The sequence below is a fragment of the Methanofollis aquaemaris genome (genome assembly GCF_017357525.1).
Classification (GTDB): Archaea; Halobacteriota; Methanomicrobia; order Methanomicrobiales; family Methanofollaceae; genus Methanofollis; species Methanofollis aquaemaris.
On sequence record NZ_CP036172.1, the window covers coordinates 348,039 to 371,436 of the forward strand.

Annotated in this window: 21 protein-coding genes; 6 read left to right on the plus strand and 15 right to left on the minus strand. The window is 58.6% G+C overall.

Annotated elements, in window-relative coordinates:
* Positions 1-10 precede the first annotated feature (10 nt).
* From RJ40_RS01555 to RJ40_RS01580, 6 genes are all read right to left on the minus strand, one after another.
* A complete protein-coding gene (locus RJ40_RS01555; RefSeq protein WP_265581594.1) occupies positions 11-970 on the minus strand; it encodes a hypothetical protein in 960 nt (319 codons plus the stop codon).
* Positions 967-1,221, minus strand: a complete 255-nt coding sequence (locus RJ40_RS01560; protein ID WP_265581595.1) for a hypothetical protein — start codon at positions 1,219-1,221, stop codon at positions 967-969. The genes RJ40_RS01555 and RJ40_RS01560 overlap by 4 nt, the downstream gene beginning before the upstream one ends.
* 18 nt (positions 1,222-1,239) lie before the next feature.
* The gene (locus RJ40_RS01565) at positions 1,240-2,235 is read right to left on the minus strand and encodes a hypothetical protein (RefSeq protein WP_265581596.1); all 996 of its coding nucleotides are present in this window, start codon (positions 2,233-2,235) and stop codon (positions 1,240-1,242) included.
* A 19-nt stretch (positions 2,236-2,254) separates the two neighbouring features.
* On the minus strand, positions 2,255-3,499 hold the full coding sequence (locus RJ40_RS01570) for a hypothetical protein (RefSeq protein WP_265581597.1): 1,245 nt from the start codon (positions 3,497-3,499) through the stop codon (positions 2,255-2,257).
* Between the two features lie 273 nt (positions 3,500-3,772).
* Positions 3,773-4,330, minus strand: coding sequence for a YeeE/YedE thiosulfate transporter family protein (locus RJ40_RS01575; RefSeq protein ID WP_265581598.1), 558 nt, complete (start codon positions 4,328-4,330; stop codon positions 3,773-3,775).
* A gap of 13 nt (positions 4,331-4,343) precedes the next feature.
* Positions 4,344-4,868, minus strand: a complete 525-nt coding sequence (locus RJ40_RS01580) for a YeeE/YedE thiosulfate transporter family protein (protein WP_265581599.1) — start codon at positions 4,866-4,868, stop codon at positions 4,344-4,346.
* Between the two features lie 110 nt (positions 4,869-4,978).
* Between RJ40_RS01580 and RJ40_RS01585 the strand changes: the two genes are divergently transcribed.
* From RJ40_RS01585 to RJ40_RS01600, 4 genes are all read left to right on the plus strand, one after another.
* Positions 4,979-8,665 carry a bifunctional RecB family nuclease/DEAD/DEAH box helicase gene (locus tag RJ40_RS01585; RefSeq protein ID WP_265581600.1) on the plus strand — a complete coding sequence of 1,229 codons (3,687 nt, stop codon included), beginning with the start codon at positions 4,979-4,981 and terminating at the stop codon, positions 8,663-8,665.
* A 139-nt stretch (positions 8,666-8,804) separates the two neighbouring features.
* The gene (locus RJ40_RS01590; protein ID WP_322743909.1) at positions 8,805-9,623 is read left to right on the plus strand and encodes a ParA family protein; all 819 of its coding nucleotides are present in this window, start codon (positions 8,805-8,807) and stop codon (positions 9,621-9,623) included.
* 17 nt (positions 9,624-9,640) lie between these two features.
* Positions 9,641-12,232: a methyl-accepting chemotaxis protein gene (locus RJ40_RS01595; RefSeq protein WP_265581601.1), complete on the plus strand. Its 2,592-nt coding sequence runs from the start codon at positions 9,641-9,643 to the stop codon at positions 12,230-12,232.
* A 17-nt stretch (positions 12,233-12,249) separates the two neighbouring features.
* On the plus strand, positions 12,250-13,038 hold the full coding sequence (locus RJ40_RS01600) for a CheR family methyltransferase (RefSeq protein ID WP_265581602.1): 789 nt from the start codon (positions 12,250-12,252) through the stop codon (positions 13,036-13,038).
* Between the two features lie 630 nt (positions 13,039-13,668).
* Here RJ40_RS01600 and RJ40_RS01605 read toward each other — a convergent pair.
* Positions 13,669-13,914 carry a hypothetical protein gene (locus RJ40_RS01605; protein ID WP_265581603.1) on the minus strand — a complete coding sequence of 82 codons (246 nt, stop codon included), beginning with the start codon at positions 13,912-13,914 and terminating at the stop codon, positions 13,669-13,671.
* A 140-nt stretch (positions 13,915-14,054) separates the two neighbouring features.
* Between RJ40_RS01605 and RJ40_RS01610 the strand changes: the two genes are divergently transcribed.
* Positions 14,055-14,651, plus strand: a complete 597-nt coding sequence (locus RJ40_RS01610; RefSeq protein ID WP_265581604.1) for a hypothetical protein — start codon at positions 14,055-14,057, stop codon at positions 14,649-14,651.
* A 106-nt stretch (positions 14,652-14,757) separates the two neighbouring features.
* Complete coding sequence (locus RJ40_RS01615; protein ID WP_265581605.1) at positions 14,758-15,933, plus strand: hypothetical protein; 1,176 nt, start codon at positions 14,758-14,760, stop codon at positions 15,931-15,933.
* A 4-nt stretch (positions 15,934-15,937) separates the two neighbouring features.
* Here RJ40_RS01615 and RJ40_RS01620 read toward each other — a convergent pair whose 3' ends face one another.
* From RJ40_RS01620 to RJ40_RS01655, 8 genes are all read right to left on the minus strand, one after another.
* Complete coding sequence (locus tag RJ40_RS01620; protein WP_265581606.1) at positions 15,938-16,957, minus strand: ligand-binding sensor domain-containing protein; 1,020 nt, start codon at positions 16,955-16,957, stop codon at positions 15,938-15,940.
* On the minus strand, positions 16,942-17,433 hold the full coding sequence (locus tag RJ40_RS01625; protein ID WP_265581607.1) for a chemotaxis protein CheD: 492 nt from the start codon (positions 17,431-17,433) through the stop codon (positions 16,942-16,944). The genes RJ40_RS01620 and RJ40_RS01625 overlap by 16 nt, the downstream gene beginning before the upstream one ends.
* Before the next feature lie 11 nt (positions 17,434-17,444).
* Entirely contained in the window at positions 17,445-18,059 is a 615-nt protein-coding gene (locus RJ40_RS01630; RefSeq protein WP_265581608.1) for a chemotaxis protein CheC, read from the minus strand.
* An 8-nt stretch (positions 18,060-18,067) separates the two neighbouring features.
* Positions 18,068-19,996 carry a chemotaxis protein CheA gene (locus RJ40_RS01635; RefSeq protein WP_265581609.1) on the minus strand — a complete coding sequence of 643 codons (1,929 nt, stop codon included), beginning with the start codon at positions 19,994-19,996 and terminating at the stop codon, positions 18,068-18,070.
* A complete protein-coding gene (gene cheB, locus RJ40_RS01640; RefSeq protein WP_265581610.1) occupies positions 19,989-21,023 on the minus strand; it encodes a chemotaxis-specific protein-glutamate methyltransferase CheB in 1,035 nt (344 codons plus the stop codon). The genes RJ40_RS01635 and cheB overlap by 8 nt, the downstream gene beginning before the upstream one ends.
* A gap of 2 nt (positions 21,024-21,025) precedes the next feature.
* Entirely contained in the window at positions 21,026-21,388 is a 363-nt protein-coding gene (locus RJ40_RS01645) for a response regulator (RefSeq protein ID WP_265581611.1), read from the minus strand.
* A gap of 78 nt (positions 21,389-21,466) precedes the next feature.
* Positions 21,467-22,261, minus strand: coding sequence for a CheF family chemotaxis protein (locus RJ40_RS01650; RefSeq protein WP_265581612.1), 795 nt, complete (start codon positions 22,259-22,261; stop codon positions 21,467-21,469).
* Positions 22,258-23,397: a hypothetical protein gene (locus tag RJ40_RS01655; RefSeq protein ID WP_265581613.1), complete on the minus strand. Its 1,140-nt coding sequence runs from the start codon at positions 23,395-23,397 to the stop codon at positions 22,258-22,260. The genes RJ40_RS01650 and RJ40_RS01655 overlap by 4 nt, the downstream gene beginning before the upstream one ends.
* Position 23,398: the final 1 nt, after the last annotated feature.

Below are 23,398 nucleotides of genomic sequence, written 5' to 3' on the forward strand. Positions count from 1 at the left end.
CCGATCAAATTCAATTCAACGAAACCCGGACCTTGAGGTACTCGATCTGTAAATCAGACGCAGAACCATCGGCCCTATGGACAACGACTCTCACCGGCGTACTGTTGTCCTCGAACACGGCTCCCTTCCAGGTGGCCTGCGATCCCTCGAAAGGCTGCAGTCCGTCGGCAGGCTCAACGGTCACGGCAAGGCCGCTCGCAGCAGCGGCGGAGGCATTCGAGACGTCGATGCCGTCGATATAGACCGAGTAGGGAGGGGTCGCAAGAGCGCAGGCGGGGAGTACTTCATGGGCGGCGAGGACGATGGTGTCCGGAGCGGTGCGTTCGAGTGAGATGAAGGTCCACACCGGATACGCCTCGATCATGCCGGCACTGAACATCAAGTGGGTAACGAGCGGCGGGAGGAACAGAAGGACGAGAATGATGAGGATGGTCGAGCCGATGACCAGCCGCAATGCCCGGGCATTCTCTTCGGGGGTGGCCGCCTTCTCCCGCGAGGAGAAGAGGAGGAGGGCCCCGAGGGTGGCAAAGGCCGCCACTATCAGGGCCGGGAAGAGGGTAGAGGCGAAATTGACGAGGATGTAGGAGATGCTGTCGATGAGGAACCCAACATGGTCGGTGACCCAGTCCCTGAGGAGATCTGAGACCAGAGTATGAACCATAATGACAAAGAAGGCCATACATCCGGAAACACCGCCCGCAAAGACAGCCTGCGCCTGGCCCCCCACCTCACCCTGTTGCAGCGCGACCGCGAGCATCCCGGTAAGGAAGAGGGTCAGGAAGCAGAGCACGAGGGTATGGGCGTAGCCGATGGTGAAAAAAATACCGTGGCAGAGACCTAAGAGATCATACCAGCACCAATAATAGGCATAAGATTTCAGGAATACGATCAGTCCGCCGCCGAGAAGCCCGGCAAGGAGCGAGGCGGGGAGGAGTCTTTTGAGGTCTTGGAGTGTCTGTCCTTTTTTCATGATAAAACCAGGTGAAAATTCAGGTTCCGGCTCTCTCCGCCGCCGCCCACCCCACGGAGACGAGCGTCCTGCATCCAGAGGACGCCTCCGGGCACATACAGGGTGATGTCGATGGGGCCACGCCGGGCGAGGATGAGAGATGGGTGCCACCACCAGAACGGATCGGGTGGGAGATGGATGTCACGGTATTCAAGATAGAGGATCTCCTCATCGGAGAGGGTATCGAGTCCTCGCTCATATTTGAAGTGCATGACACGGTCCGATCAAATTCAATTCAACGAAGCCAGGACGCTACGGTTCAGAACCATTAACTCAATCTCAGAACCATCGGTCCCGTGGGCGATGACGGTGACGCTCGTCGGCGTACTGTTGTCCTCAAACACAGGCCCTTTCCAGGTGGCCTGCGACCCCTCGAAGGCCTGCAGTCCGTCGGCTGGCTCGACGGCCACGGCAAGACCGCTCGCGGCAGCGGCGGAGGCATTCGAGACATCGATGCCGTCGAGGCCGTCGATATAGACCGAGAAGTGGGTGTCGGCGAGAGTGAAGGCGGGAGGCACCTTGTGGGCGGTGAGGACGATGGTGTCCGGGGCGGTGTGTTCGAGTGAGATGAAGGTCCCCATCAACGCCGCTGAGGAATGAACCCTGATCATGCCGGCACCAATCATCAGGCGGGCGACGAGCGGCGGGATGATCATACAGACGAGGATGATGAGAACGGTCGAGCCGAGGACCAGCCGTGATGCCCGGGCATTCTCTTCAGGGGTGGCCGCCTTTTCCAGGGAGGAAAAGAGGATGAGGGCGCCGAGGACGGCAAGGGCCGCCATTATCAGGGCCGCGAAGAGGGTAGAGGCGAAATTGACGAGGATGTAGGAGATGCTGTCGATGAGGTACCCGACCGGATCGGTGCCCCCGTTGCCCACGTACCAGAGGAGATTTGAGACCCGAGTATAAACCCTAATGACAAAGAAGGCCATAAATCCGGAAACACCGCCCGCAAAGGCAGCCTGCGCCTGGCTCCCTACCTCACCCCGTTGCAGCGCGACCGCGAGCATCCCGGTAAAGAAGAGGGCCAGGATGCAAAGCACGAAGACCTGGAGGGTGCTGCTGATGTCGAAAATGCTGTGGTTGAGACAGATGATGCCATGCCAGCACCACATATCGGCATACGATCCCAGGAATACAAACAATCCGCCGCCGAGAAGCCCGGCAAGGAGGGCGGCGGGGAGGAGGCGTTTGAGGTTCTGGAGTGTCTGTTCTTTTTTCATGATATCACCAGTTGAAGATTCAGGTCCTGATCCGCTCCACCGCCGCCCATGCCACGAAGAGCACCGCCGCTCCCGCCGCGGCGATGACGACACCCCGGAGAGTCGAGACGAGGAGGGCAAGCGGAGGGGGAAGAGAGAGGTCGAGCGGATCAGTCCAGAGGACGAGCACCACGAGGTACGGGAAGAGGAGGGTGCCCGAGACTGCGACGGCGGGGATGGGCCGTCTCAACGGGAGGCGACGTGTGAGGAGGAGGAACGGCACGACCGCCGCCAGGCAGAGGAGGCTGAGGCCGGACAGAAATGTCATGAGGCTCAGCAGGGCGTCGAGGAGGGGAGGGGCGTCGAAGTACGACCATCCGGGAAGAAAATTGGGCAGGTCCATACGCCTCGACGCCCCCATCAGGGAGGCGGGGACGAGATAGAGGAGGGCGAGGCCGGCGGCGAGGATCAAAAGACGCCGCGGCCCGACCTGCACCTCAGTCCTCACGCCCTCGTAGAGGAGGGCGGCGGCGCACCCGAAGAGGAGCGGGGTGAGGAGGAGGACGCCGGCGTACCGGACCATAGCGAGGGCACCTATGTCCGGCATCCGGAACGTCGGTTCGGGATCCTCCCCCGGCGGCCTGACCGCTGACGGCGAGAAGCGTTCTGCGATCAGCGCCTTCAGCGAACCCTCCGGGTCGGGGCCGACGACGTCCCCGCAGGTTCCGTAGTAGACGATGAAGAAATCGTCTCCATTGTCGAACGGCCTCACGTAGGTGAGGACGTACCCCGTCGCCGTCTCGTTCGTGAAGCGCAATGCCGGGCACACCTGCTCTGCCGCAGCGGCAGGGAGATGGTCGCCGAGGTCGAGCATCACAGGAGATATCTCGCCACGGTCGGCCAGCAAACCGAGGAACATCTTCTTCTCGTCCCTGAAGGCCTCTTCGTCGGTGTACCACCACTGGCCGATGACGTACTCTTCGCCGGTCTGCTCCCGCGTGTACACCGCATGAAGGGGAGTCGCCGATTGAGAGGAGAAAGAAAGAAGGGGGCCGTATCCGAAATCACTCAGGTTCGTATGAAAGTCGCCCTCAATGGTGTGGACAGTGGAGGGCGGGTATCCCGGCGTGCCCGAACCGTCGGGAATGAACCAGGCCTGCTTCATAAAGGGATCTGGCTGGTCGGAGCCGCAGAGAAAGAGGCCGGGTTCGAGAAAGCCCGGAACAAACCAGATGAAAACGACACAGATGAGATACAGTCCTATGAGCGCCGCTGGCCGCGGCATCTGCTCCTCGGATGAAGCCTCTGTATGTCGAGTGATTTTTTTCAATGATATACCCCGTTCGGGCGCCCGGTATCGATCCATGGGATGATACCGCGTGGATGGGGGAGGGCACCCCTTACAGGTACCAATAGTGGAAAATTGATTATATAAACAAATCGATATTGATTTTGTAATTATTCGGGCCCTTGAAAGATATGATCCGATTTTTCTCCTCCGATGCCCGGCATCGAGCGTACGCTCCCGATGATCCACAGGCAAAAAAGATGAACGCCCTCACAACCCCAGCACCTCGAGGAGGTACAGCACCGCGAGCATCAGGACGACGAAGACCGCGACCACCACCCACTCGTTGACCCTGAGCACTTCCGGGATCGTCCTGATATCGAACTCGCCGCGGGCCAGAATCCCGCCGACGAGCCGCGGGTACAGCCTGGCAAAAACCCCGGCGCCGATGACCATCCCGACGACCCCGCCGACCAGGGCGTCGAGCCACCCCTGCCCGACCGCCCCGGCGACGGTGCCCGGACAGTAGCCGAGGATTGCAAACCCGGCGCCGAAGATGAGCCCACCGATCACCACCGAGCCCAGGGTCACGTTCTTGCAGTGGATCATAGCCATCTCCTTTCCCTTGAGGAAGTAAAAGCCGATCATCCCGACGATCACCGCCGAGAGCATCAGTTTCACCACCGTGAAGTCCTGGAGAAGAAGTTGGCCGACGATGACGTCGTAGGTGGTCACCCCTCCCTTCTGGATGAAGAAGCCAAACCCGATCCCGAGCAGGAGCCCGATGAGCAGTTGGGCCCGTGCATTCTTGTGAAGTGCCGTCAGCATTCTCTTCACCCCCTCAGAACGGAAACCCATAGATCGCCATCGCCGTCACGATCCCGCCGATGAAGAAGAAGGCCGCCGCGATGATGCTGTTGACCGAAAGTTGGAGCGTCCCGCTGATCCCATGCCCGCTCGTGCACCCCCCGGCCCAACGTGCGCCGAAACCCAGGAGAAATCCGCCGGCCAGGGCGACCAGGACGCGGACGACCGGGTCGTAGCCGAAGGTTTCGCCCCAGAGCGACGGCACCCAGGCAAGGGCGAAGACGCCCGAGAGCATGGCCGAGATAAACGCCCCGATGACGATCCCGACGACGATCATCCACGAGCCGTCGACCTTCGGGACATATTTCCGGTAGTAAGGATGTTCTTTCACTCCCTTTCCCCGCACCGCGACCTCGACCATCCCGCTTGTCTTGACAAACGCCGTCGAGCACCCGAGCGGCCGGTCGGCAAGAAGAAACGAGAGCACCGCCATCACGCCGACCCCGACCCCCGCGAGATACGGGGACCAGAGCGGCGCCGTAAGATATGCAAAGACCATATCAGACTCCCCCCGTGTGCATGGCACACGCACCCCCGTCGGCACCGCGCTATAAGAATGTGCGCCGCGGCCGCCGACTATTTGTGCCCTCCCTCACAATGATCTATCCGATGCCCCCAAGCAACCTCAGCCCCTCCCTTGTCGCCCGATATTTTCATCACCAGTGCCCCAGGTTTCTCAGGTATGCCGCCACGCCGCCGCAGGCCCGCGCCGGACTCGGCATCCCTGAACCAATGGAAGAGCAGAGCGTGGTCACCGACCTGCTCAGGAAGAAGGGGTTTGCGTGGGAGGAGGAGGCCGTCGGCGGGCAGATCCCGGGGAAGGTGCTGGTCGCGCCCGGGGCCGGCCCTCTCCATGAACGGCGGTTCGGGGTGCAGGAGAGCCTCCGCCTCCTCGCCGACGCTCCTGCGGGCACCGGCATCTACCAGTCCACTCTCGTCGCCCCGCCGGGATTTTACCGGCGGTTCAGCCTCGACCCGACGGTCTGTTCCTTTCACGAGAGTCACCCCGACCTCATCTGGTCCATCGGCGACGAACGCCTCAGGGTGATCGACCTCAAGGCGACCGACCAGGTCAAGACCAGTCACCGCGTCCAGGTCGCCCTGTACGCCCTCATCATCGATGCGATCCTTGAGGAGCAGGGCATCGAGCGGAGCGTCGACCGCACCTGCGCCGGAGTCTGGCTCCAGGACGCCGAGGCTCCGGAGACGGTGGAGATCACCCCTGACCTGCGGGTGCTGGAGACGTTCCTCTCCCATGACCTCGGGGCGATCATGGGCGCCCCTCCCCATGACCTCCCCTGGCACCTCAGGCCGAACTGCGAGGCGTGCCCCTTCTTCGCCTCGTGTCAGCGAGAGGCAGACGAGAAAAACTCGGTCTCCCTCATGCCAGGACTCACCCCCGGCGCCAGGCGCTACCTCCACGACCTCGGGGTCGACGGCCTCGAAGACCTCGAGAAATTCCTCACAGAACCGGACGCGGACGACACCCTGGAGCGGTGCGGATCGCTGCGGGGGAAGGGCGAGCGGCTCAAACGGCAGGTCAGCGCCCTCACGAGCGGGACGGTCGTCCCGCTCGGCGGGGCCTCGCCCTCCCTGCCAATCAACGAGAGCATCGGAGTCATCGTCACCCTCCAGAAAGAACCGGTCGGGGGCCGCCTCTATGCCGCCGGGTTCAGGCGGTTCAAGGGCAAGGACGTCTACCCATCGCCCTCACAGGTCTGGGTGCAGGTCGCCAGGACCCCTGAGGAGTGCGGGGAGGTCGGCAAAGAATTTGTCAGGGCGCTCCACCATGAACTCAAGACCCTCGCGGAATACAACGAAGGCCGTTCGTTCAGGGAACAGCGCTCGCTCCAGACCTACGTCCTCGACGAAGGCGAGCGTCTTCTCCTCCTCGACCTGCTCAGGGAATGCGCCGAAGACCCGGAGACCGCAACCGAAGCCCTCCCCCTTCTTCAGTATTACGCCGGCGTGAACGGCGACCGGACCAGGTACCCGGTGGTGGTCCTCTCGCGGCTCCTCAACGAGTCGGTCGCCCTGCCGGTGCCGGTCGCGGCTCGCCTCCCAGACGTCCTCGCCGCCCTCCTCGGCGCCGACCACCCGGCCTCGTTCAGCCCCTCAGACCTCTTCTGGCCGGCACTCAGTAACCGCATGAAGAGCGACGCCGTCGCGATGGCATGGTACGGCGGCCGCGCCGAGGCGCTGGAGTGGACAAGAGACGAGGTCGCCCGCCGTCTCCGCACCTCCGGCGACCTCCTCTGCGCCATCAGAGATCGTTCCCACCCCCACCGGTGGGCCGAGAAGTTTGCCTTCCCGCCGGTTCACCGGTACGCCCACCCTGAACTCGCCGCCCTTGCCGGGACTGTCAGGGAAGAGGCGGCGACAGCGGCGGCAGAGGTGCGACAGGCGAGGTGTCTCCCAGAGGCCGAGGCAGAATGGAACGGAACCCAGATCAGGCTGCGGTGTATCGACAGCGAGAACTGGGAGGTGCTCTCCCGTCTCGACAGGGCCACGCTCCCCACCATCGGCGGCCTCCCCGGTTACCTCCTCGTCCCCGACACCGCCGAGGGGATGCGGGCTGCCCGGGCCTTCGACGACGCCCCCTATGTCGCCACCACCAGACCGCCGCAGGGCGAGGTCAGGTTTGCCGGAGTGAAAGAGGTCGAGGAAAACCGCAGCGGCCAGGTCTCGCGCCTCACCCTCGCGATCAGGTACGCCGCCGACCAGGACCAGTTCGGGGACGGCGACCACGCCCTCCTCTTTCCGCGGGCAACCGACTTCACCTCAACCAAGATCCTCGACCAGATCGAGGAGTCAGATGCCCTGAGAGAGAGCGACCTCCTCACCCTCCTCACCGACCCGCGAGCCTTCGCCATGCCGATGCCCTTCCTCTGCCACCCCGACCCGGAGGCGCTCGCCGGATTCACCGAAAGTCAGAGGCGGGCCCTCTCCCGGATCCTCGAAAACCGGTTGACCCTTGTCTGGGGCCCGCCGGGCACCGGAAAGACTCACTTCCTTGCCCATACGATCCGGACGATCGCAAAGGCCGGGCAGGGCCGGATCAGGATCGCGGTGAGCGCCCTCACCCACGCCGCCATCGAAAACCTCCTCTTTGAACTCCAGAACCTGACGAGCGGGGACTTCGGCCTCGACCTCTCGGTCTGCAAACTCGAACGGGCAACCAGCCCGAAGGGGCACGCGCTCACCGTCCTCGGCCACGACGTCATCAAGGCCATGACCCGCGTGCCTGACCGTTTTGTCCTCGGCGGGACGGCCCAGGCCTTTCACAAGTACCGGACCCACCTCCCGACCTTTGACCTCCTCATCATCGATGAGGCCTCGCAGATGCAGTTCGGCGAACTTGCCCTCCTCCTCCCCCTCCTGGACACGGGGGGCAGACTGGTCCTGGCAGGCGACGACCTCCAGCTCCCGCCGGTCGTGATGAGCGGCACCGACGAGGACGAGGAGGAGAACGAGCTGCAGGACTCGGTCTTCGCCTGGATGAGACGCCGGGACACCGGGTGCGACACGTCCTGCACGGTCCAGCTCCTGGAAAACTGGCGGATGAACGCGACGCTCTCCCGCTTTTCTGCAGAGAGTTTGTATGGCAGCGGCTACCGCCCGGCAAACGAGGACGTCGCCTGCCAGCAGATCAGGCTCCTGGAAGGGGACCACCGCGACCCCTTCGTCGAGTACGTCCTCGACCCCGCCTGCCCGCTCACCGTCGTCGTCCTGGAGGGGGTGCGGGCCGCCGTCGAGAACCGGGAGGAGGCCGGGCTGGTGGCCGACCTCGCCTGCGCCCTGAGGGAGAGACTCTGTCAGCCCGAACAGGAGACACCCTACCCGGCCTCGATGAGCGGCGACAGCGCCTTCTGGCGCGAGGGGCTTTTCATCGTCAGCCCGCACCACGCCCAGATCGCGGCGATCAAACATGCCCTCTCCGAGCGCAGGCCCTGGAAATCAGACCCCTTCGTCGATACCGTCGACAAGATGCAGGGCCAACAGTGCGAGGCGGTCATCGTCTCCTATGGCGTCAGCGATTCTGAAACCGCCCTGAGAGAGGCAGAGTTCATCTACAGTCTCAATCGGCTCAACGTCTCGGTGACGCGGGCACGGGCCAAGTGCATCGTCTTCCTGCCCCGCCCGCTCCTCGAACCTTCCTTCGAACTGCTCAGGCATGAGAAGGCAGCGAGAGGGCTCGAATATATGCTTACTCTCCTCTCCTTCTGTGAAAATGGAGAAAAGCAAAAATTCTCTCTTGAAGGAGTCGGAGATGTGACCGTCTTCAGGACTACGTAATAATTTAGAACTTTTGAAGAAAATAAAGACAGAAAAACCGATCGAAATAAAAGAATATCGAATATTAAAAATGTACAGAATATAAATCTTTATAATGAATCATGTGAAATTCTCATAGCAGGGTGAGATCATTCGGTGCATCGCATTTGCCCACCATAAAGGAGGGACCGGCAAGACGACCTCGTGCCTCAATATCGCGGGGTTTCTCCAGAAGGCAGGGAAGAGAGTCCTGGTCGTGGACAGCGACCCCCAGGCAAATGCAACCTCAGGTCTCGGCATCAGTCCGGGATCCTATCAAAAGAGCATCTACGACCTTTTCATGAGCAGAGTCGAAGGTTACCCCGAGGTAAAACTGCAGGAGACAGTGGTCAAGACCGATTCCGGGATCGACCTCCTCCCTTCCTCCCTCGATCTTGTAGGGGCCGAACCCTACCTCTACTCGGTCGAAGACCGCGCGACCATCCTCAGAGACGCCCTCGCCGGAGGGGCCGCGGACTATGATCTGGTTCTCATCGACACCCCGCCGAGCATGGGCCAGCTCGTCATCAACGGCATGGTCGCGGCAGACCATGTCATCGTCAACCTGGACTCCGGGTTCTTCGCCCTCGGCGGCGTCGCGACGATGAAGGCAATCTTTGGGGACATCGAGGAACATGTGGGCGTGAGCATCAGGCCCGAGATGGCCCTCATCATGTCGAGGGGAGGCTCGCAGGAGAGGCCCGGAGGATTCTTCTCCCGGATGAGACGCCGGTTCACACAGAACCATGAAAACGAGGATAGAAAAGATCCGGTCGAGGCCGAGGCGTCCAGAACATTTCTCAGAGTGGAGAAGATCCCCTTCTCCCCTGAAATCCCTGAGGCCCAGGAGCACGGGCTCCCGATCTCCCATTATGCGCCGGACTGTCCTGCCGGTGCGGCGTACCGGGAGATTGCGGTCTTTGTAGGTGAGTGGAACTGATCAGATAAGAGGTGGAGATGATGATTTCTGAAAAACCTGGGAGACAGGCACTTTTTGCCGCGCCGGCGGCATTGAACGGGAGCGGAGAGGAAAAAGAGGCCCTGATGGAGAGGGTCAGCGAACTTGCAACGGCACTGTGTCGGGCACTGGAAGGAGATTTCTCGGTGCAGGTCGATGCAGAGGAGACCCCCGAAGATCTCAGGAGTCTTACAGATGCAGTCGCAGGCGTCATCTCCAGGATGCAGGAGGTACCCGAGCATGGGGTCACCGATCTCACCGACACCCTCCGGCAGGCCCTGGCCGGCGAGTCCCCCGCACCGGTCGGGACAGAGATGCTCCCGGACAATCTGAAAGAACTTGCCGATATGGTCAACTGCACCCTCACCAGGATGCAGGAGGACCGGGAGGCCATCGCAGGGCTGAATAAAGAAACAGCCCGGATGCAGGAGGGACAGGCGACCGTTGCAGAGTTGAGAGAAGAGATCGCCAGGATGCAGGAAGAACAGGCAACGGTTGCGGATTTGAATGAGGAAATTGTCAGAACACAGGAGGAACAGGCAGCGGTTGCTGAACTGAAAGAGGAAGCAGCCAGGTCGAACGCATCGGTCCGGAAACTGGCCGACGCACTCAGGCACACCCTCAGCGGGGACGCGTCCCTCCGTCTGGACAGTTCCTCCTACCCGGGCGAATTCAGGGCTCTTGCCGACGCGATCCAGGAGATTTTCTCTCAAATGCAGGAGAAGCAGAAGGCCGACCTCTGGCTGAAGACGGTCTTCCTGGAGAACCCGATGCCGATGGCACTCATCAACCGCGACCTGCGGGTGCTCGCCCTCAACGACGCTTACTGTGAGTTGATGGAGGAGTCCAGGGAACGCCTCACCTCAGGCTCGAAGAGCCGCGTCGGGATCAAGCATCTTGCCGGGGACAGAAACAACCATGTCTTCTCACGGGGCAAAAAGACCAGGTCGACACTTGAACTCGCCTTCGGGAGGAGAAGAAAGGTCGTCGAGCAGTACGGGATCCCCCTCACCGATAAAGCGGACCGGACCGACCAGGCCCTCTTCATCTTCTATGACATCACTGCTGTCAGGGAAAAGGAGGCGCAACTCAAGGAGGAGATGACCGAGATCAAAGACCTCCAGGTCCGTACCCAGACGATCGTCGACCAGAACCCGATGCCAATCCTCCTCCTCTCCCCCGACCTCACCATCGTCTCTGCCAACGAGGCCTATGCCTCGATGTCGGGGATCCCATTCGAAAACCTGAAGGGGACGAGCGTACGCTCCTTCAAGATTCTTGAACAGAAAGGCGAAGGACTCAAGCAGGCCCTCCAGTACAGACGTCGCTGCCGCGGCGAGGTCACGGTGGAACTCCCGAGCGGCACCCACGTCCTCGAACAGTACGGCATCCCCCTCATCTCGACCGGAGGAGAGATCACAAACATCATCATCGTCTACAATGACGTCACCGAGCAGCGCGAGAAAGAGAGCGAGATAAGATCTCTCATGGCCGAGGCCGACGAGCGAGCACGGAGGTTCGAGATGAGTGCCGCCACACTTGGCAGAGTCATGGAAGCCGCCGCCGGTGGTGACCTCTCCACCGGTGTCGCCATCGACGAGGACGACCTCCTGGCAGCGGTGAAGGAGGACTACAACCGTTCGCTTGGGAACTTCAGAGCGATCATCGAGGACGTGAACCGGGCCGCGCATGTCCTGGAGGAGACGGCCGGAGAGACCAGCAGGGGTGCGGCCGATATCAGCAAGGCCACCGAACAGGTGGCGCTCGCGACCCAGAAGTCCTCTGAGTCATCCCGCGACCTCCTCGAAAACATTGAGAACGTGAACCGGAGCATCTCCGACTTCTCGGCATCCATCGAAGAGATCGCAAGCACCACCCAGGAAATCATGAAGAAGGCCCAGGCTTCGGCCGAGGAAGGACGGGCCGGTGCGGAGATCGGAAAAGTTGCATACCAGAAGATGGAGGCCGTCGGGACGGTCTCAGAGGCGACGGTCCGGGACATCGGGCACCTCAATTCTCAGATGCACGAGATCACGAAGATCATAAAGTTGATCAACGAGATTTCCAGCCAGACCAACCTGCTCGCGCTCAATGCCGCCATCGAGGCGGCGCGGGCGGGCGAGCACGGCAGAGGCTTTGCGGTCGTCGCCGGGGAGATCAGAAACCTGGCCGGCGATTCGAGAGAGGCGAGCCAGCAGATCGAGGAACTGATCGCCTCCATCCAGAAAGAGAGCGAGCAGACTGCCGAATCGATGCGTGCATCCCATGAGGAGATCCAGGAGGGGATCGACAGCGTCAACCGCGCCATCACCGTCCTCACCAGGATCAGTGTCGATATCGATGACGCCGCGAGTGCAATCACCGAGATCACGCAGGCGACCGAGAATCAGGCCGGGGAGACCGGCAAGATCATGGAGATGATGGAGCAGGCCGCAAGCAAGACCAAAGAGAACCTCAAACAGGTGGAAGACATGGCCGCACTCGCCGAGGAGGTCAGCGCCTCGACGCAGGAAGTCGGAAGTGCCGCCCAGGAACTCACCGAACTTTCAACAGAACTGAAAGGGAAGATGGACACGTTCAAGACCAGTTAGCATTCAGGGAACACACCATGGACGACTTTATAGCACTCAACCGGACGATCGAGCGTGTTGTGGGGATCAAGACCTCCAACTACAAGGAAGACTACATCCGCCGCCGCCTCCTCTCCAGGATGCGGATCTCAGGGAAAGAATCGTTTGCCGACTACCACAAGTATCTTCTTTCTGAGGAAGGCGAGAAAGATCTCCTCAGGAACGCGCTCACCATCAATGTAACCGAATTCCTGCGCGATCCCGAGGTATTTTCGCTTGTGCACCAGCAAGTGCTCCCCGAGATCCTCAAAAAGAAGAAGCGGATCCGGATCTGGTGTGCAGGGTGCGCCACCGGGGAGGAGGCGTACACCTACGCCATGCTTGCCAGGGATCTCTCGTTCACCCAGGAGATCGACTGCACCATCTATGCGACCGATATCGACAAAAAAGTCCTTGAGAAAGCGCGTGAAGGGGTGTATGATCCCAGGGCCCTCAAGAACCTCAATGAGAGGCAGATCCAGAGGCACTTTATCCACACCGATGAGGGGAAGTATGAGGCAAAACCGGAACTGAAAAAACTGATCCACTTCTCCCATCACGATCTGATGACCAATGTCCCGGCAGCCCGTTTTCTGGACCTTGTCTCATGCAGGAACGTGACCATCTATTTCAACGAGAAACAGAAGACCGACCTTGTGCGGATGATACACGAGTCTCTCGGGATGGGAGGCTACTATGTGATGGGCAAGACCGAGTACCTCGGACGGGATGTCGAGGATCTCTTCGCCCCCTTCGATCCGATTCAGAAGATATTTGTCAAGAAATAGATTGAAAACTCGGCTCTGTTGAATTGCTCATGAGGCGAGGGGCACGCCTCAAGCATACGGGATGAAAATTTCTCGTTGCAGTTCTCCTGAGTGCGGAGGAATATTTGATTCCTCTCCTCACAACAGGGCACCTGAAGGATACTGTTCAATTGCCCGCCTCGGCTTCGGCTATCTTCGTCGTGGGGGGTCCGGGGGGTCTCCCCCCGGCGAAAGAAAGCAGGAAAACATTTTTTAGTCTATATGTGGGGCGGCACATCGATCGGTCTGCCTTCCTCGAACAATCCAGAAAAGGGGATTACCGTCCTCCCCTCTCTCTTCTGCGGGAGGACCACGGGGCAGCCAGCCACCCGGCAGAAGATCTGCGCTCAGAATTTCTGGAATGAAAAGTTTTGATCCAGACAAAGATTCATGTCCGGGATACTTTTGGGATATGCTCCATGAAAACCTCATTGAAGATTGAGAGGAGATGGCGTGGGATCAGAGAGGTACAAAAAAAGCATGAGGGTTTCAGCAGAACCACTCTTTCAAACCGTTTTTCGGAACATGCATTCACACTCGCACCCCCGAGCCTGTTCCCCGGGGCAGGGCCGAAATAGCTTCGACTCTACGAGTGGTAACAGTCCAGGTCGATCAATCCGCGTCCTCAGTCTCGGCCTCGATCTCAATCGCTGAAAGCCGTTTCATCATGTCCCGCTGTGCCGAACTCCGTTTGAGTTCGGCCAGGACAACGAGGAAGTTCGCCCCTACAACGACGAAGACGAGCAGCATGCTCATCCAGAGCATGAACCCCCGCGCAGAGAGGAATGCCGCCCAGAGGAGTGCCACCGAGGAGATGAGGTACAGGAAGACCCATGTCCTGAATTCCGGGAGCTCCATCAAAATATAAATTGGAGTGATATGATATATAGGTTTTTAATTTTTGAAAAAGAGAAATTGACAAATTATTGCAATATATACTTTTAATATTCGTTAAATATTAAAAAAGTATTTTACACAAGATGTCACATAGAGAGATCATGTCTTCAGGAGACCTCCTGAGCGTTGCGGCGGGTGTCGTGATCGTTGTCCTCGTCGCCTCTGCCGTGCAGTGGTGGGGAGACGACCGCCTTCCCATAGACAACAGTACAGAGAATGTGCAACCGCTCCTTTTGCACCAGACCGATCCGACCCAGTCTCCGACTCCGGTACCTCTGCCCACCATCTCAAAGATTGGATATGTCGAAAAACCGGTTCTCAAATATAAGACCTATCTCCTGCCAGACAACATCAGTCTCTTCGGGGCCTCGGATCCATCCTGGAAAACAAAAGATAGCGTCGCCTTCGCCTCTCTCGAAGAAGAGCACGGAGGAGTCACCGGCACCTTCACCGTCCCCTACCCGATGTGGCGGATGAACTGCACCGTCACCCCCGACGATAGCCCGGAATATACGCTTTTCAGGGCAATCCTCATCGACGTCAAGACAAATGCCATCATCGAAGGCATCGAACTCAGGGCTCCGGGCCATGTCATCAAGAATATCATGGTCTCTGATGGCGAATATTATCTCGTCGTTGAATGCCGACACGCCCACTTCACGATAGATATGGAGACAAAAAAAGAATTCATCCGATAGTTTTACTGCGTATAATATTCAAAGTCCATTCATAAACTCACTTCCATTTTTTCCGCAGGATCAATTGCCAAAATATAATATCTCATCCCTTGTAGTAGACTATGATATGCGCGGTGAGACACTCTCCGAAGCAGTCCAGTATGAGAGAATCGAGATGCTGAAACTGGACTTCTTCGAATATATACAGAAAAATCACCATAAAATCGATGAAAAACTGCCGGTCTTCTACGGGTATGTCATTTCGGCCCTCGACTCCTCATTTCCTCACCTGGACTCCAGAGACCTTGACACCTTTCTGGACGCCATCAGTTTCAAGATCCTGGAGACATCCCCAAGAGCTGCCGATGCTGGCTTTGTCGAGAGCGTCATCGAAAACGCCGCGAGGTTCAAAAAAGGAAAAAAACCGAAGGCCGGTCTCGAGATCGCCGCCGGGTTCAGGATGGTGAAGGCCGGCGAGTTTGCGCACGCGATCCCCTACCTCCGAAAATACCGCTCCCATGATATCATGGCCCATATGACGCTGGCCTACTGTTACTATGTCCTCTCACTCCATGAAGTCGCACGACTCGGCGACACAAAGACCCCGGGCGAGATGGAACTGAGGGCCAGAGAACAGATGCTGGAGATCGCACGGACCCACCGGAGCATAAAGACCGCTCTCCCCTATGGCACCGATCCCGCGCTCCTCAGGATCTTCTGGCTGATGATCACCTGCGCCACCGAATGGTTCCCGAGCAACCCGGCCTTCATCAAAATCGGCCTTGAGAAGGCAAAGGCCGATCACAACCATGAGATGAGAAACGAGATGCTGAAGATCGCCAGGAACCGCTTCTTCGACGACATGGGATTCCTGCGCGAGGCATTTCATTTCGCCATCGAAGAGGGAAACGGATCCGAAGCGGCGGGCGTTGTAAAACAGATGCGCCAGCAGGCACCGGACAGCAGCGAACCAGTCTACTATGGGATGCTCCTGGCCCTGAGAACGACAAAACGCTCGGGCTATCACACCTTCAGAAAACAGGCCGAAGAAAAAAGAATGCCTCCCGATGTCCTCGGCCTCCTTGACCTCTCGTTCTCGCTCTTCTCAGGACTTGAAAAGGATGTCTACACCCGCATACGGATCATGAGAGATACCTATCCGTCGCTTGACCATTATCTCACGCTCATCAACTATCTCTCGCATGACATCCTCTCCGAAGAGGAGACACGAGGAAAAAAAGCAAAAAAAGCCTATCTCGACTCGATGGAAGCCTACTGCAGACGCAGACTGCTCCCGGGATAAGACCTCACGTACCCCTCGCCGGCCTTTCAAAGGTGATGGGTATCAGGGTCGTATTCTCGGGAGAATAATATCCGACTGCAGTCGACGTCGAGTACCAGCAGCGCCCCCCGCAGTCCACAAAGACCTTCTTGACGACCGGAGACCAGATGCCGTCCGCCCGATCGATCTCTCCGGCAACACCGCCGTCCGCCCAGCAGAAGATCCCGCGATCAGTCGCAAGCCAGAGCGCCCCGTCAGGCGCGGGGCTGAGATCTCTGATAGACCTGACACCGGTTCCCAGGTCAGAAGAGAGAAGCACCCGTGTTAGTCTCCCTGCAGGACCGAGGTGGACCACCTCCGTGCTGTTGAAGAGATAGACCCCGCCGAAGGGATCGGTCCTGACCCCATCGTAACCTGAAAGCGGCATGCCGTTCAACGTAACCGGATGGAATCCGGCACTGACATTCTCTCCTATCGCCCAGAGACCGTCATGGGAGAGACAGTAGAGGAGACGGTCCATGGGATCGAGTGCCATGTCTTCCAGGTCGTAACTTGCCGGCGACCCTGGTCTGAAAGGCTTGTACCAGGTCCAGTTCTCACCTTCCACGCGGTGAACACCGCTGTTTCGCGTCTCGATCCACATCGCATCGTCCCAGCGCTGCAGCCCGATGACCGCCGGGTTCTTGAGCCGGTGCTGGTCGGCAATGTTCCGGAAAGTATGACCGTCCAGAGTCTGGAGGCCGAGAGTCGTCCCGATCCAGAGCGCACCCTCGGGCCCATATTCTATCGAGAGCACGGTATCCGAAGAGAGCCACTCGGGCATATATCCCTTTGGCGCGTGATAGGTCGTCCAGTTTGCTCCGTCATAAAAAGAGAGGCCGTCTGAGGTCGCAAAGACCACTTCGCCCTCGGGCCCGTTCACGCAGTCATGGACCTGAGTGGACGACAGACCTCCATAGGAAGGGAGGAAGATCGTCAGATCTGCAGATGCCGGGAGAGAGAGGGTAATGCAGATGAAGACGGCGAGGATCAGAGCTCGGCGCATACCCCATCCGCTCTCCTGACCACAATCTCTCCGCCCGCCTTCGGGTTGTATATCACCGACCTCCCGACCTTCCCGCCGACATCCTCTGCATCAAGGAAGATGCGCTTCTCTTTCAGAGCGTTGTGCACCGCCTCGATGTTCCGTTCGCCGATATTGAGATTGTTGTCATTGAACCCGAACATGTTGGCGCCGCCCACCATCTTCGCGCGGATCGAACCGTTCCTCGACCCAAAGGCTCCAAGCCCCTCAAGCAGCGTCACCAGAGCAGTGTCTGCATACTTTCCAGGCCGATCGGTCTGGCCCTTGCTCTCGGGGAGCATGACATGAGCCATGGCTCCGACCCCATGCCGCTCGTCATGGAGGATCAGGGCAATGCAGGAACCGAGCCCTATGGTGGTCATGGCATCCCCGCCCACATAGTACTCGCCGATCCCTATAAATCGGGCGTTGACATCGATGGGTCGAAACTCGGCCATTGAGTTCTCCCTCACATCCCCTGTGATGTAAGCGCCTCAAGGAGACTGAGCAAGTTGCCAAGCATCTCGGGCGTGAGGAACATCAGGATCGTCCCGTCGATCGCGTGCTCGCCTGAGGTCAGGTTTGTCCTGAAAATGACCACGTCGTTGGTCTCCATGGCGACCTCCGCGATGAGCGCCTCCATACCCGCATGGGCCATATCGATGCAGAGGGCCGGCGGGGAGGGGAGCATGACGATACCAAGGAGGCCGGCCGTGGCGTCGAGAAATGCCGAGACCATGATGTTGCCGATCTCGATGATGGCACTCTGGTCCATCTCGTTGATCTCCCGGTCCATATCGTCCATGCCGAGCATGGTGTTGGTCATCCTGATCGCCGAGGCAAGCGGCATCGTCACCACGACAAAACCCTCGCCTTCGACCTCGCCTTTAATCCTGAAGACCACGAGTGCGACTTTTTCGTCTCCCACACACTTATAAAATTGAGCGATGTCGATGATGTCGACTGCCGGTACGTCCATCTCGATGTTGCTCATCAGCATCTGGGAGAGGGTCGTCGCTGCATGGGCCGCCCCGATGTTCCCGAGTTCCCCGAGTGCATCTGCCTGTATCTCTGTTAATTTCATGATATTCCTCAGATCATTGTATTCACGTCAAGGACCGGGACGACTTCGCCGTCACCAGGAATAGTGACGCCACCCACGCCCGGACAGCTCCCGATGAGCGTGCTGAGCGGTTTGACGACGACTTCCTGCTGCCCTTCGACGACATCGGCCACGATACCGCATTTCTTGGAACCATACTGGAGGACCACAAGAACCTCTCCATGATTGGATCCACCAAACATGTCGCCGAGCAGATGGATCGGGAGCACCTCGTCGCGGAGGAGGATCACCTGGCTGCTTCCGACCCGGTGGACGGCGTCTTTCTTGAGAATTGCAACTTCGACGACGTTACTGATCGGGATCGCACACCGCCGGCCATTGATCCTGACCATCATCACCTCGACAATGGCCATCGTCGGCGGCAGGACCAGTTCAAAACAGGTTCCCTCTCCCCGGGTGGACCTGACATTGATCGAACCCTTCATCGATTCGATGGCGGCCTTCACGACGTCCAGGCCGACCCCGCGACCGCTGATATCGGTGATCGTCTCGGCGGTCGAGAAGCCCGGACTGAAGAGGAGATCGTTGACCTGATCTTCTGAGAGAGCGGCGGCCTCTTCCTGAGTCATCAGCCCCTTTGAGACTGCCTTTGACCTGACCCTCTCGACATCGATCCCCGCGCCGTCGTCCTCGATCCTGATGACGACATTGTCGCGGTCTCGCATCGCCGTGAGGTGGAGACAACCTTTCTCTGGTTTTCCGGCAGCCCTGCGCTCCTCGGGAAGTTCGATCCCGTGGTCGACGGCATTCCGGATCAGGTGCAGGAGGGGATCGTTGAGCCCGTCCATGACGCTCCGGTCCAGTTCGGTCTCCCCACCATCGATGATGAAGTCCACTTCCTTGCCTTCATGCTGGGCCACGTCACGGACGACCCTCGGGAGACGATTGAAGATATGGCTCAGCGGGATCATCCTGATGTGCATCATCAGGTTCTGGAGATCGGCCACCGAACGGCCGACCATGCTGAGGGCCTCGTCGAACTCCTTGATCTGGTTCTTCTGAGCGATCTGTTTAAGGCGGCCCCGGTTGATGACCAGGTCCTCGACCAGGTTCATCATCTGGTCGAGGAGGTGGATGTCCACCCTGATGTTCTTGATCTCCTTGGTCTTCCCGTGGTGTTCGGATTTCTGCTGTTTGGCTTCTTTCTTCTTCTCGGGTGCGGGGGGCGCGTCCGCCGACTCCACGGTGACGCTGACGATATCGGTCCCGGAGATGGCCGCCTGGATCGCCTCGGCTCCGGCCTCGCTCTCGAATATGACCTCAAAGTGGTCCTCGAAGTTGCCGTCCTCGATCGCCTCCACTCCTGGTTTGGCAGAGATGATACTGCCGATCTCACCCAGGTTCGAGAGGGCGATCATGGCGCGGACATCTTTCATCGAACACTCGGGGACAAGGGTAACCGTCACGCGGTAACGCTCTCCGCTTCCCCGGGCATTCCCGTCCACAGGTGCCTCGGACTCTGCAGGATCCCGCTGCGCCTCTCCGTCCTCGGTGGAGGATGCATCCGCCCGGTTCCCGTTCTCCTTCCAGGTATCGAGGGCCGTGACCAGATCCTCGATATTCTCACCCTGATCGTCGCCGCCACCCTCGATCGAATCGAGCAGGGCTTCGATCTCATCGGTACACCCGAGGAAAACATCGATGAGCGGTGCGGACGCCACGACTTTGCCGTTCCTGATGAGGTCGAAGACGTCCTCCATCGTGTGGCAGAGTTTTTCCAGGTTCATGTAGCCCATCGACGCCGAGGCGCCCTTGATGGTATGGGCCGACCTGAAGATCTCGTCGATGGTCTCCCGGTCGTTGCACTCTTCCAGTGTCAGGAGCGCCTGAGCGATGGTCTCGTTGCTCTCCCTGGACTCCACCACAAAGAGTTCTTTATAATCCTCCATATCAGCCATCTTCTGCCTCCATTCTTCTGACCGCCTTCACGACCTCCTCAGGGATGTGCCTCAAAGAGACCGTCTGATCGACGCTGCTCTTTTTGAGTGCCGAACGAGCCATCCCGTATACCAGGCAATCGTGCTCCTTACAGACATAGACCGTCCCCCCGGCGGCTTTGATGTCGGCGGCACCGTCGCCGCAGTCACTCCCCATGCCGCTCATGACAACGGCGAGTGTCCGTTCTCCAAATACCTTTGCCGCCGACGAGAAGGTCTTGTCAATCGCCGGCCTCACCGCATGGACCGGTGGTGCCGAGGAATGGATGATCTTGCCGCCGCGGGTTCCCTCCCCGGTAAGGATCGCCGAGATCACGGTGTGGAATCCAGCCTTCGAGATGACGACCTCGCCTTCCTTCAGGACAGATCCGTTCTCCGACTCCCGTACCGGAAGAGGACAGATCCGGTTGAACCGTTCGGCAAGAGCGGCGGTGAATCCTGCAGGCATATGCTGGGTAACGACAACCGCCGCATCCAGTTCAGAAGAGAGCCTGGAGAGGACGAGGTCGAGTTGCTGAAGACCGCCGGCCGACGACCCGAAGAGGACCACCTTTCCGGCGACTCTGTCCCGGCGCCCTCTGACCTTGACAGCCGTCTTGATCTCGATGAGGTGTTTGATCCTGGTGACCAGTTCCTCCTCGATCCCCCGGACCTTGAAGATCTCGGTGGGTTTGAGCATGAAGTCGTCGGCACCGAGAGCCAGGGCTTTTCTCGTGTGCTCAGCGTCCTTTGCGGTGAGGGAACTGAGCATCATCACCTTCGGTCGGTGCTGGCATTCTTTCATCCTTTCGAGTACTTCAAGCCCGTTCAGCTTTGGCATCTCGATATCGAGCGTCATCGCATCAGGCCTGAGAGTATCGATCAGTTCGAGTGCTTCGGCACCGTCGGACGCCGTCCCCACAACCTCGATCTCCGGCGATTTGCCGAAAATATCCTTTAGTATTGTGCGGATAAAGACCGAATCATCGACAATTAGAACCCTGATCATGATCAGGCCCCAAGGACGTTTTTCACCTCCTCAAGTACCTTCGGTGCCTGGAACGGCTTGACGATATAGCCCTTTGCGCCGCTTTTTACCGCCAACTTCACCATCTGTTCCTGGCCCACCGCAGTACACATGACCACCTTTGCATTGGGGTCGATCTCCCTGATCCCCTGGAGTGCTTCGATGCCGTTCTTCTTTGGCATGACGACGTCCATCGTAACAAGGTCAGGTTTCAGTTCCTGGTACTTCGCGATCGCGTCTTCGCCGTTCTCGGCTTCACCGACGATCGTATGCCCTCCGGAAAAGAGGATATTCTTCAGGAGAGTCCGCATAAAGAGCGTATCATCGACAATCAGGATCTTACCCATGGTGCTCCCAGGTATTTTATTTGAGAACACCCATTAATAAAGATATCTATTTTTGTATGTGGTTAAAAATAAAAGAATTTATACTTTTGTTGCATCTGAGATGTACCTTACTCCTTTTGTCGTGAGTTTGACCTCTCTTCGAGTCACGACGACCTCGGCAAGCCCCTGTTTGATCAGGACATCATAGATATGATCGACATCCCGCTGCGACACATTGAGCATATTCTCGATCGATGCCGTGTCCATCCCGCTGTAGACAAGCATCGCGACCTGCGCCGACTGGGGATCGAGTTCGTTGCCCGCCATATCCATCCCCTTTGTGGACTCCTTGAGAAAATTGTAGAGCACCTGGAGGGTCGTGATCGGACAGAGGACCAGACTGGTGACCACATCACTCTCCTCAATGTGGTCGATCTTGATGACATCGATATTCTTGCCCTGGACCTCCCGCTTGGTCATCTCGATCGAGGCGACATCATCCATGGGCACGCAGATCTGGTGATCCTTCGAGAAGAACCAGATGCCCGACACCAGGACGGCGATACCCCCTTTCTCCCAGTTTGCATCCTTGACAAAGACGCCTCCCCTCACTGCCGGGGACATGAAGAAGGTGCTGAGGCGGTACGCACTGCATGAGGCGAGGATCTGTCTCTTCACAATACTGAGCACCTTTGCGACCGATGCGATCCTGATGGGATCCTTCTGTCCCTTTATCACAATGCTGAGAACACTACCCTTTGCCTCAAGGTCGACAATCGATTTGTACTGGACAGCAAGGGTGTTGTCCGAGGACTTCATACCCTCAGCGTCCAGAGCGAGTTTTGCAGCGATCCATTTTCCCTGCACTTCGATCTTCACCGGCAGACTACTCATTTCGCATTCACCTTCGTCTTCTTTGCCTTCTTGGGCTTCAACATCCCCATAGTCTCCTCAAGCTCTCCGAGCAGATCCTTGGCCTCGAATTTCTTTCCTTTGAGATCGCGCAGCAGGCTGTCATGATCTTCGGTCTTCTTCTTCTTGACATCTTCTTTGAGAAGACTCATCAGGTCATTCGGGTCTCCGCTGCCGGTCGCGAAGGCGACCATGTCAACACCACTACCGTCTTCTTCTTCCCCGGCGGATGCTGCCGCCGCACCGCCGGCATCCTGCGGCGGGGCGATGTCAGCCTGCAATGTCTCGGTCAGGGACGGGGCATTCTCTTCTTCAGGTTCAGGCTGAAGGTCATCGATCTCGGCATCAGAGAGATCGAGCGAGTCGAGGTCGACCTCGTCGAAGCCGTCGAGGTCTTCGGAAAGATCGCTGTCCAGATCCTCGATCTCCCCGAGTTCTGCAAACTCTTCGAGTTCTTCGGCATGTGCCTCCAGGATCGCGGAGACCGCCGAAAGGTCGGCCGACACTCCGGGCACCTCGGCGTCGAGGGGGATTTCCAGGGCAGACCCGGAGTCCAGTTCCTCGTCCCCAAGGTCAAGCCCTTCAAGGTCATCGTCGAACTCATCGTCACCGAGAGCAAGAGCGCCCACTCCTCCTGCTCCGGCCGACGCCTCGGACGCAGAGACCGCTCCGCCGGAAGCCATTGCAACTTCAAGAGCCGAATCGATCTCCTTCAATTTTTCGTCTTTATGGAAGAGCGTTGCCTTCAGCCTTTCAGCACCGCCTCTGAATACCCCGGAGAGTTGTGCGCATGCCAGACGGAGAGAGACTAATGTATCCTGATCCTGCTTCTTCGTGAGTATCGCATTCTCTCTGCCCGCACTGTCCTGCCCTTCAGTCTTCTCTCTCCTGACCCTGAATTCCTGGATAGCCTTCTTGATCTGACTTGGCTTGAGGTCCGAGAGTCTGGCGGCCCCGAAGATAAAGAGGGTGAGAGAGCCTGCGACGACGGTCCCGATAAGCAGCAGTTCAGTCGGAACATCATAGAGAATGAAGACTGAGCCGATGGTCACTGTCGAGAGAAAGATGAGCAACCGCCTGACGGTCGGATCGATTGTGGGGAAACTGATCTTTTTCATG

Excerpts from the sequence above, each read along its gene's own strand:
- RJ40_RS01575 (WP_265581598.1), bottom strand. The coding sequence starts at position 4,330 with ATGCTGACGGCACTTCACAAGAATGCACGGGCCCAACTGCTCATCGGG.
- RJ40_RS01635 (WP_265581609.1), bottom strand. The coding sequence starts at position 19,996 with ATGGCTGATATGGAGGATTATAAAGAACTCTTTGTGGTGGAGTCCAGG.
- RJ40_RS01585 (WP_265581600.1), top strand. The coding sequence starts at position 4,979 with ATGCCCCCAAGCAACCTCAGCCCCTCCCTTGTCGCCCGATATTTTCAT.
- RJ40_RS01600 (WP_265581602.1), top strand. The coding sequence starts at position 12,250 with ATGGACGACTTTATAGCACTCAACCGGACGATCGAGCGTGTTGTGGGG.
- RJ40_RS01645 (WP_265581611.1), bottom strand. The coding sequence starts at position 21,388 with ATGGGTAAGATCCTGATTGTCGATGATACGCTCTTTATGCGGACTCTC.
- RJ40_RS01595 (WP_265581601.1), top strand. The coding sequence starts at position 9,641 with ATGATGATTTCTGAAAAACCTGGGAGACAGGCACTTTTTGCCGCGCCG.
- cheB (WP_265581610.1), bottom strand. The coding sequence starts at position 21,023 with ATGATCAGGGTTCTAATTGTCGATGATTCGGTCTTTATCCGCACAATA.
- RJ40_RS01555 (WP_265581594.1), bottom strand. The coding sequence starts at position 970 with ATGAAAAAAGGACAGACACTCCAAGACCTCAAAAGACTCCTCCCCGCC.
- RJ40_RS01650 (WP_265581612.1), bottom strand. The coding sequence starts at position 22,261 with ATGAGTAGTCTGCCGGTGAAGATCGAAGTGCAGGGAAAATGGATCGCT.
- RJ40_RS01620 (WP_265581606.1), bottom strand. The coding sequence starts at position 16,957 with ATGCGCCGAGCTCTGATCCTCGCCGTCTTCATCTGCATTACCCTCTCT.
- RJ40_RS01580 (WP_265581599.1), bottom strand. The coding sequence starts at position 4,868 with ATGGTCTTTGCATATCTTACGGCGCCGCTCTGGTCCCCGTATCTCGCG.
- RJ40_RS01565 (WP_265581596.1), bottom strand. The coding sequence starts at position 2,235 with ATGAAAAAAGAACAGACACTCCAGAACCTCAAACGCCTCCTCCCCGCC.
- RJ40_RS01625 (WP_265581607.1), bottom strand. The coding sequence starts at position 17,433 with ATGGCCGAGTTTCGACCCATCGATGTCAACGCCCGATTTATAGGGATC.
- RJ40_RS01560 (WP_265581595.1), bottom strand. The coding sequence starts at position 1,221 with ATGCACTTCAAATATGAGCGAGGACTCGATACCCTCTCCGATGAGGAG.
- RJ40_RS01605 (WP_265581603.1), bottom strand. The coding sequence starts at position 13,914 with ATGGAGCTCCCGGAATTCAGGACATGGGTCTTCCTGTACCTCATCTCC.
- RJ40_RS01630 (WP_265581608.1), bottom strand. The coding sequence starts at position 18,059 with ATGAAATTAACAGAGATACAGGCAGATGCACTCGGGGAACTCGGGAAC.
- RJ40_RS01655 (WP_265581613.1), bottom strand. The coding sequence starts at position 23,397 with ATGAAAAAGATCAGTTTCCCCACAATCGATCCGACCGTCAGGCGGTTG.
- RJ40_RS01610 (WP_265581604.1), top strand. The coding sequence starts at position 14,055 with ATGTCTTCAGGAGACCTCCTGAGCGTTGCGGCGGGTGTCGTGATCGTT.
- RJ40_RS01570 (WP_265581597.1), bottom strand. The coding sequence starts at position 3,499 with ATGCCGCGGCCAGCGGCGCTCATAGGACTGTATCTCATCTGTGTCGTT.
- RJ40_RS01615 (WP_265581605.1), top strand. The coding sequence starts at position 14,758 with ATGCGCGGTGAGACACTCTCCGAAGCAGTCCAGTATGAGAGAATCGAG.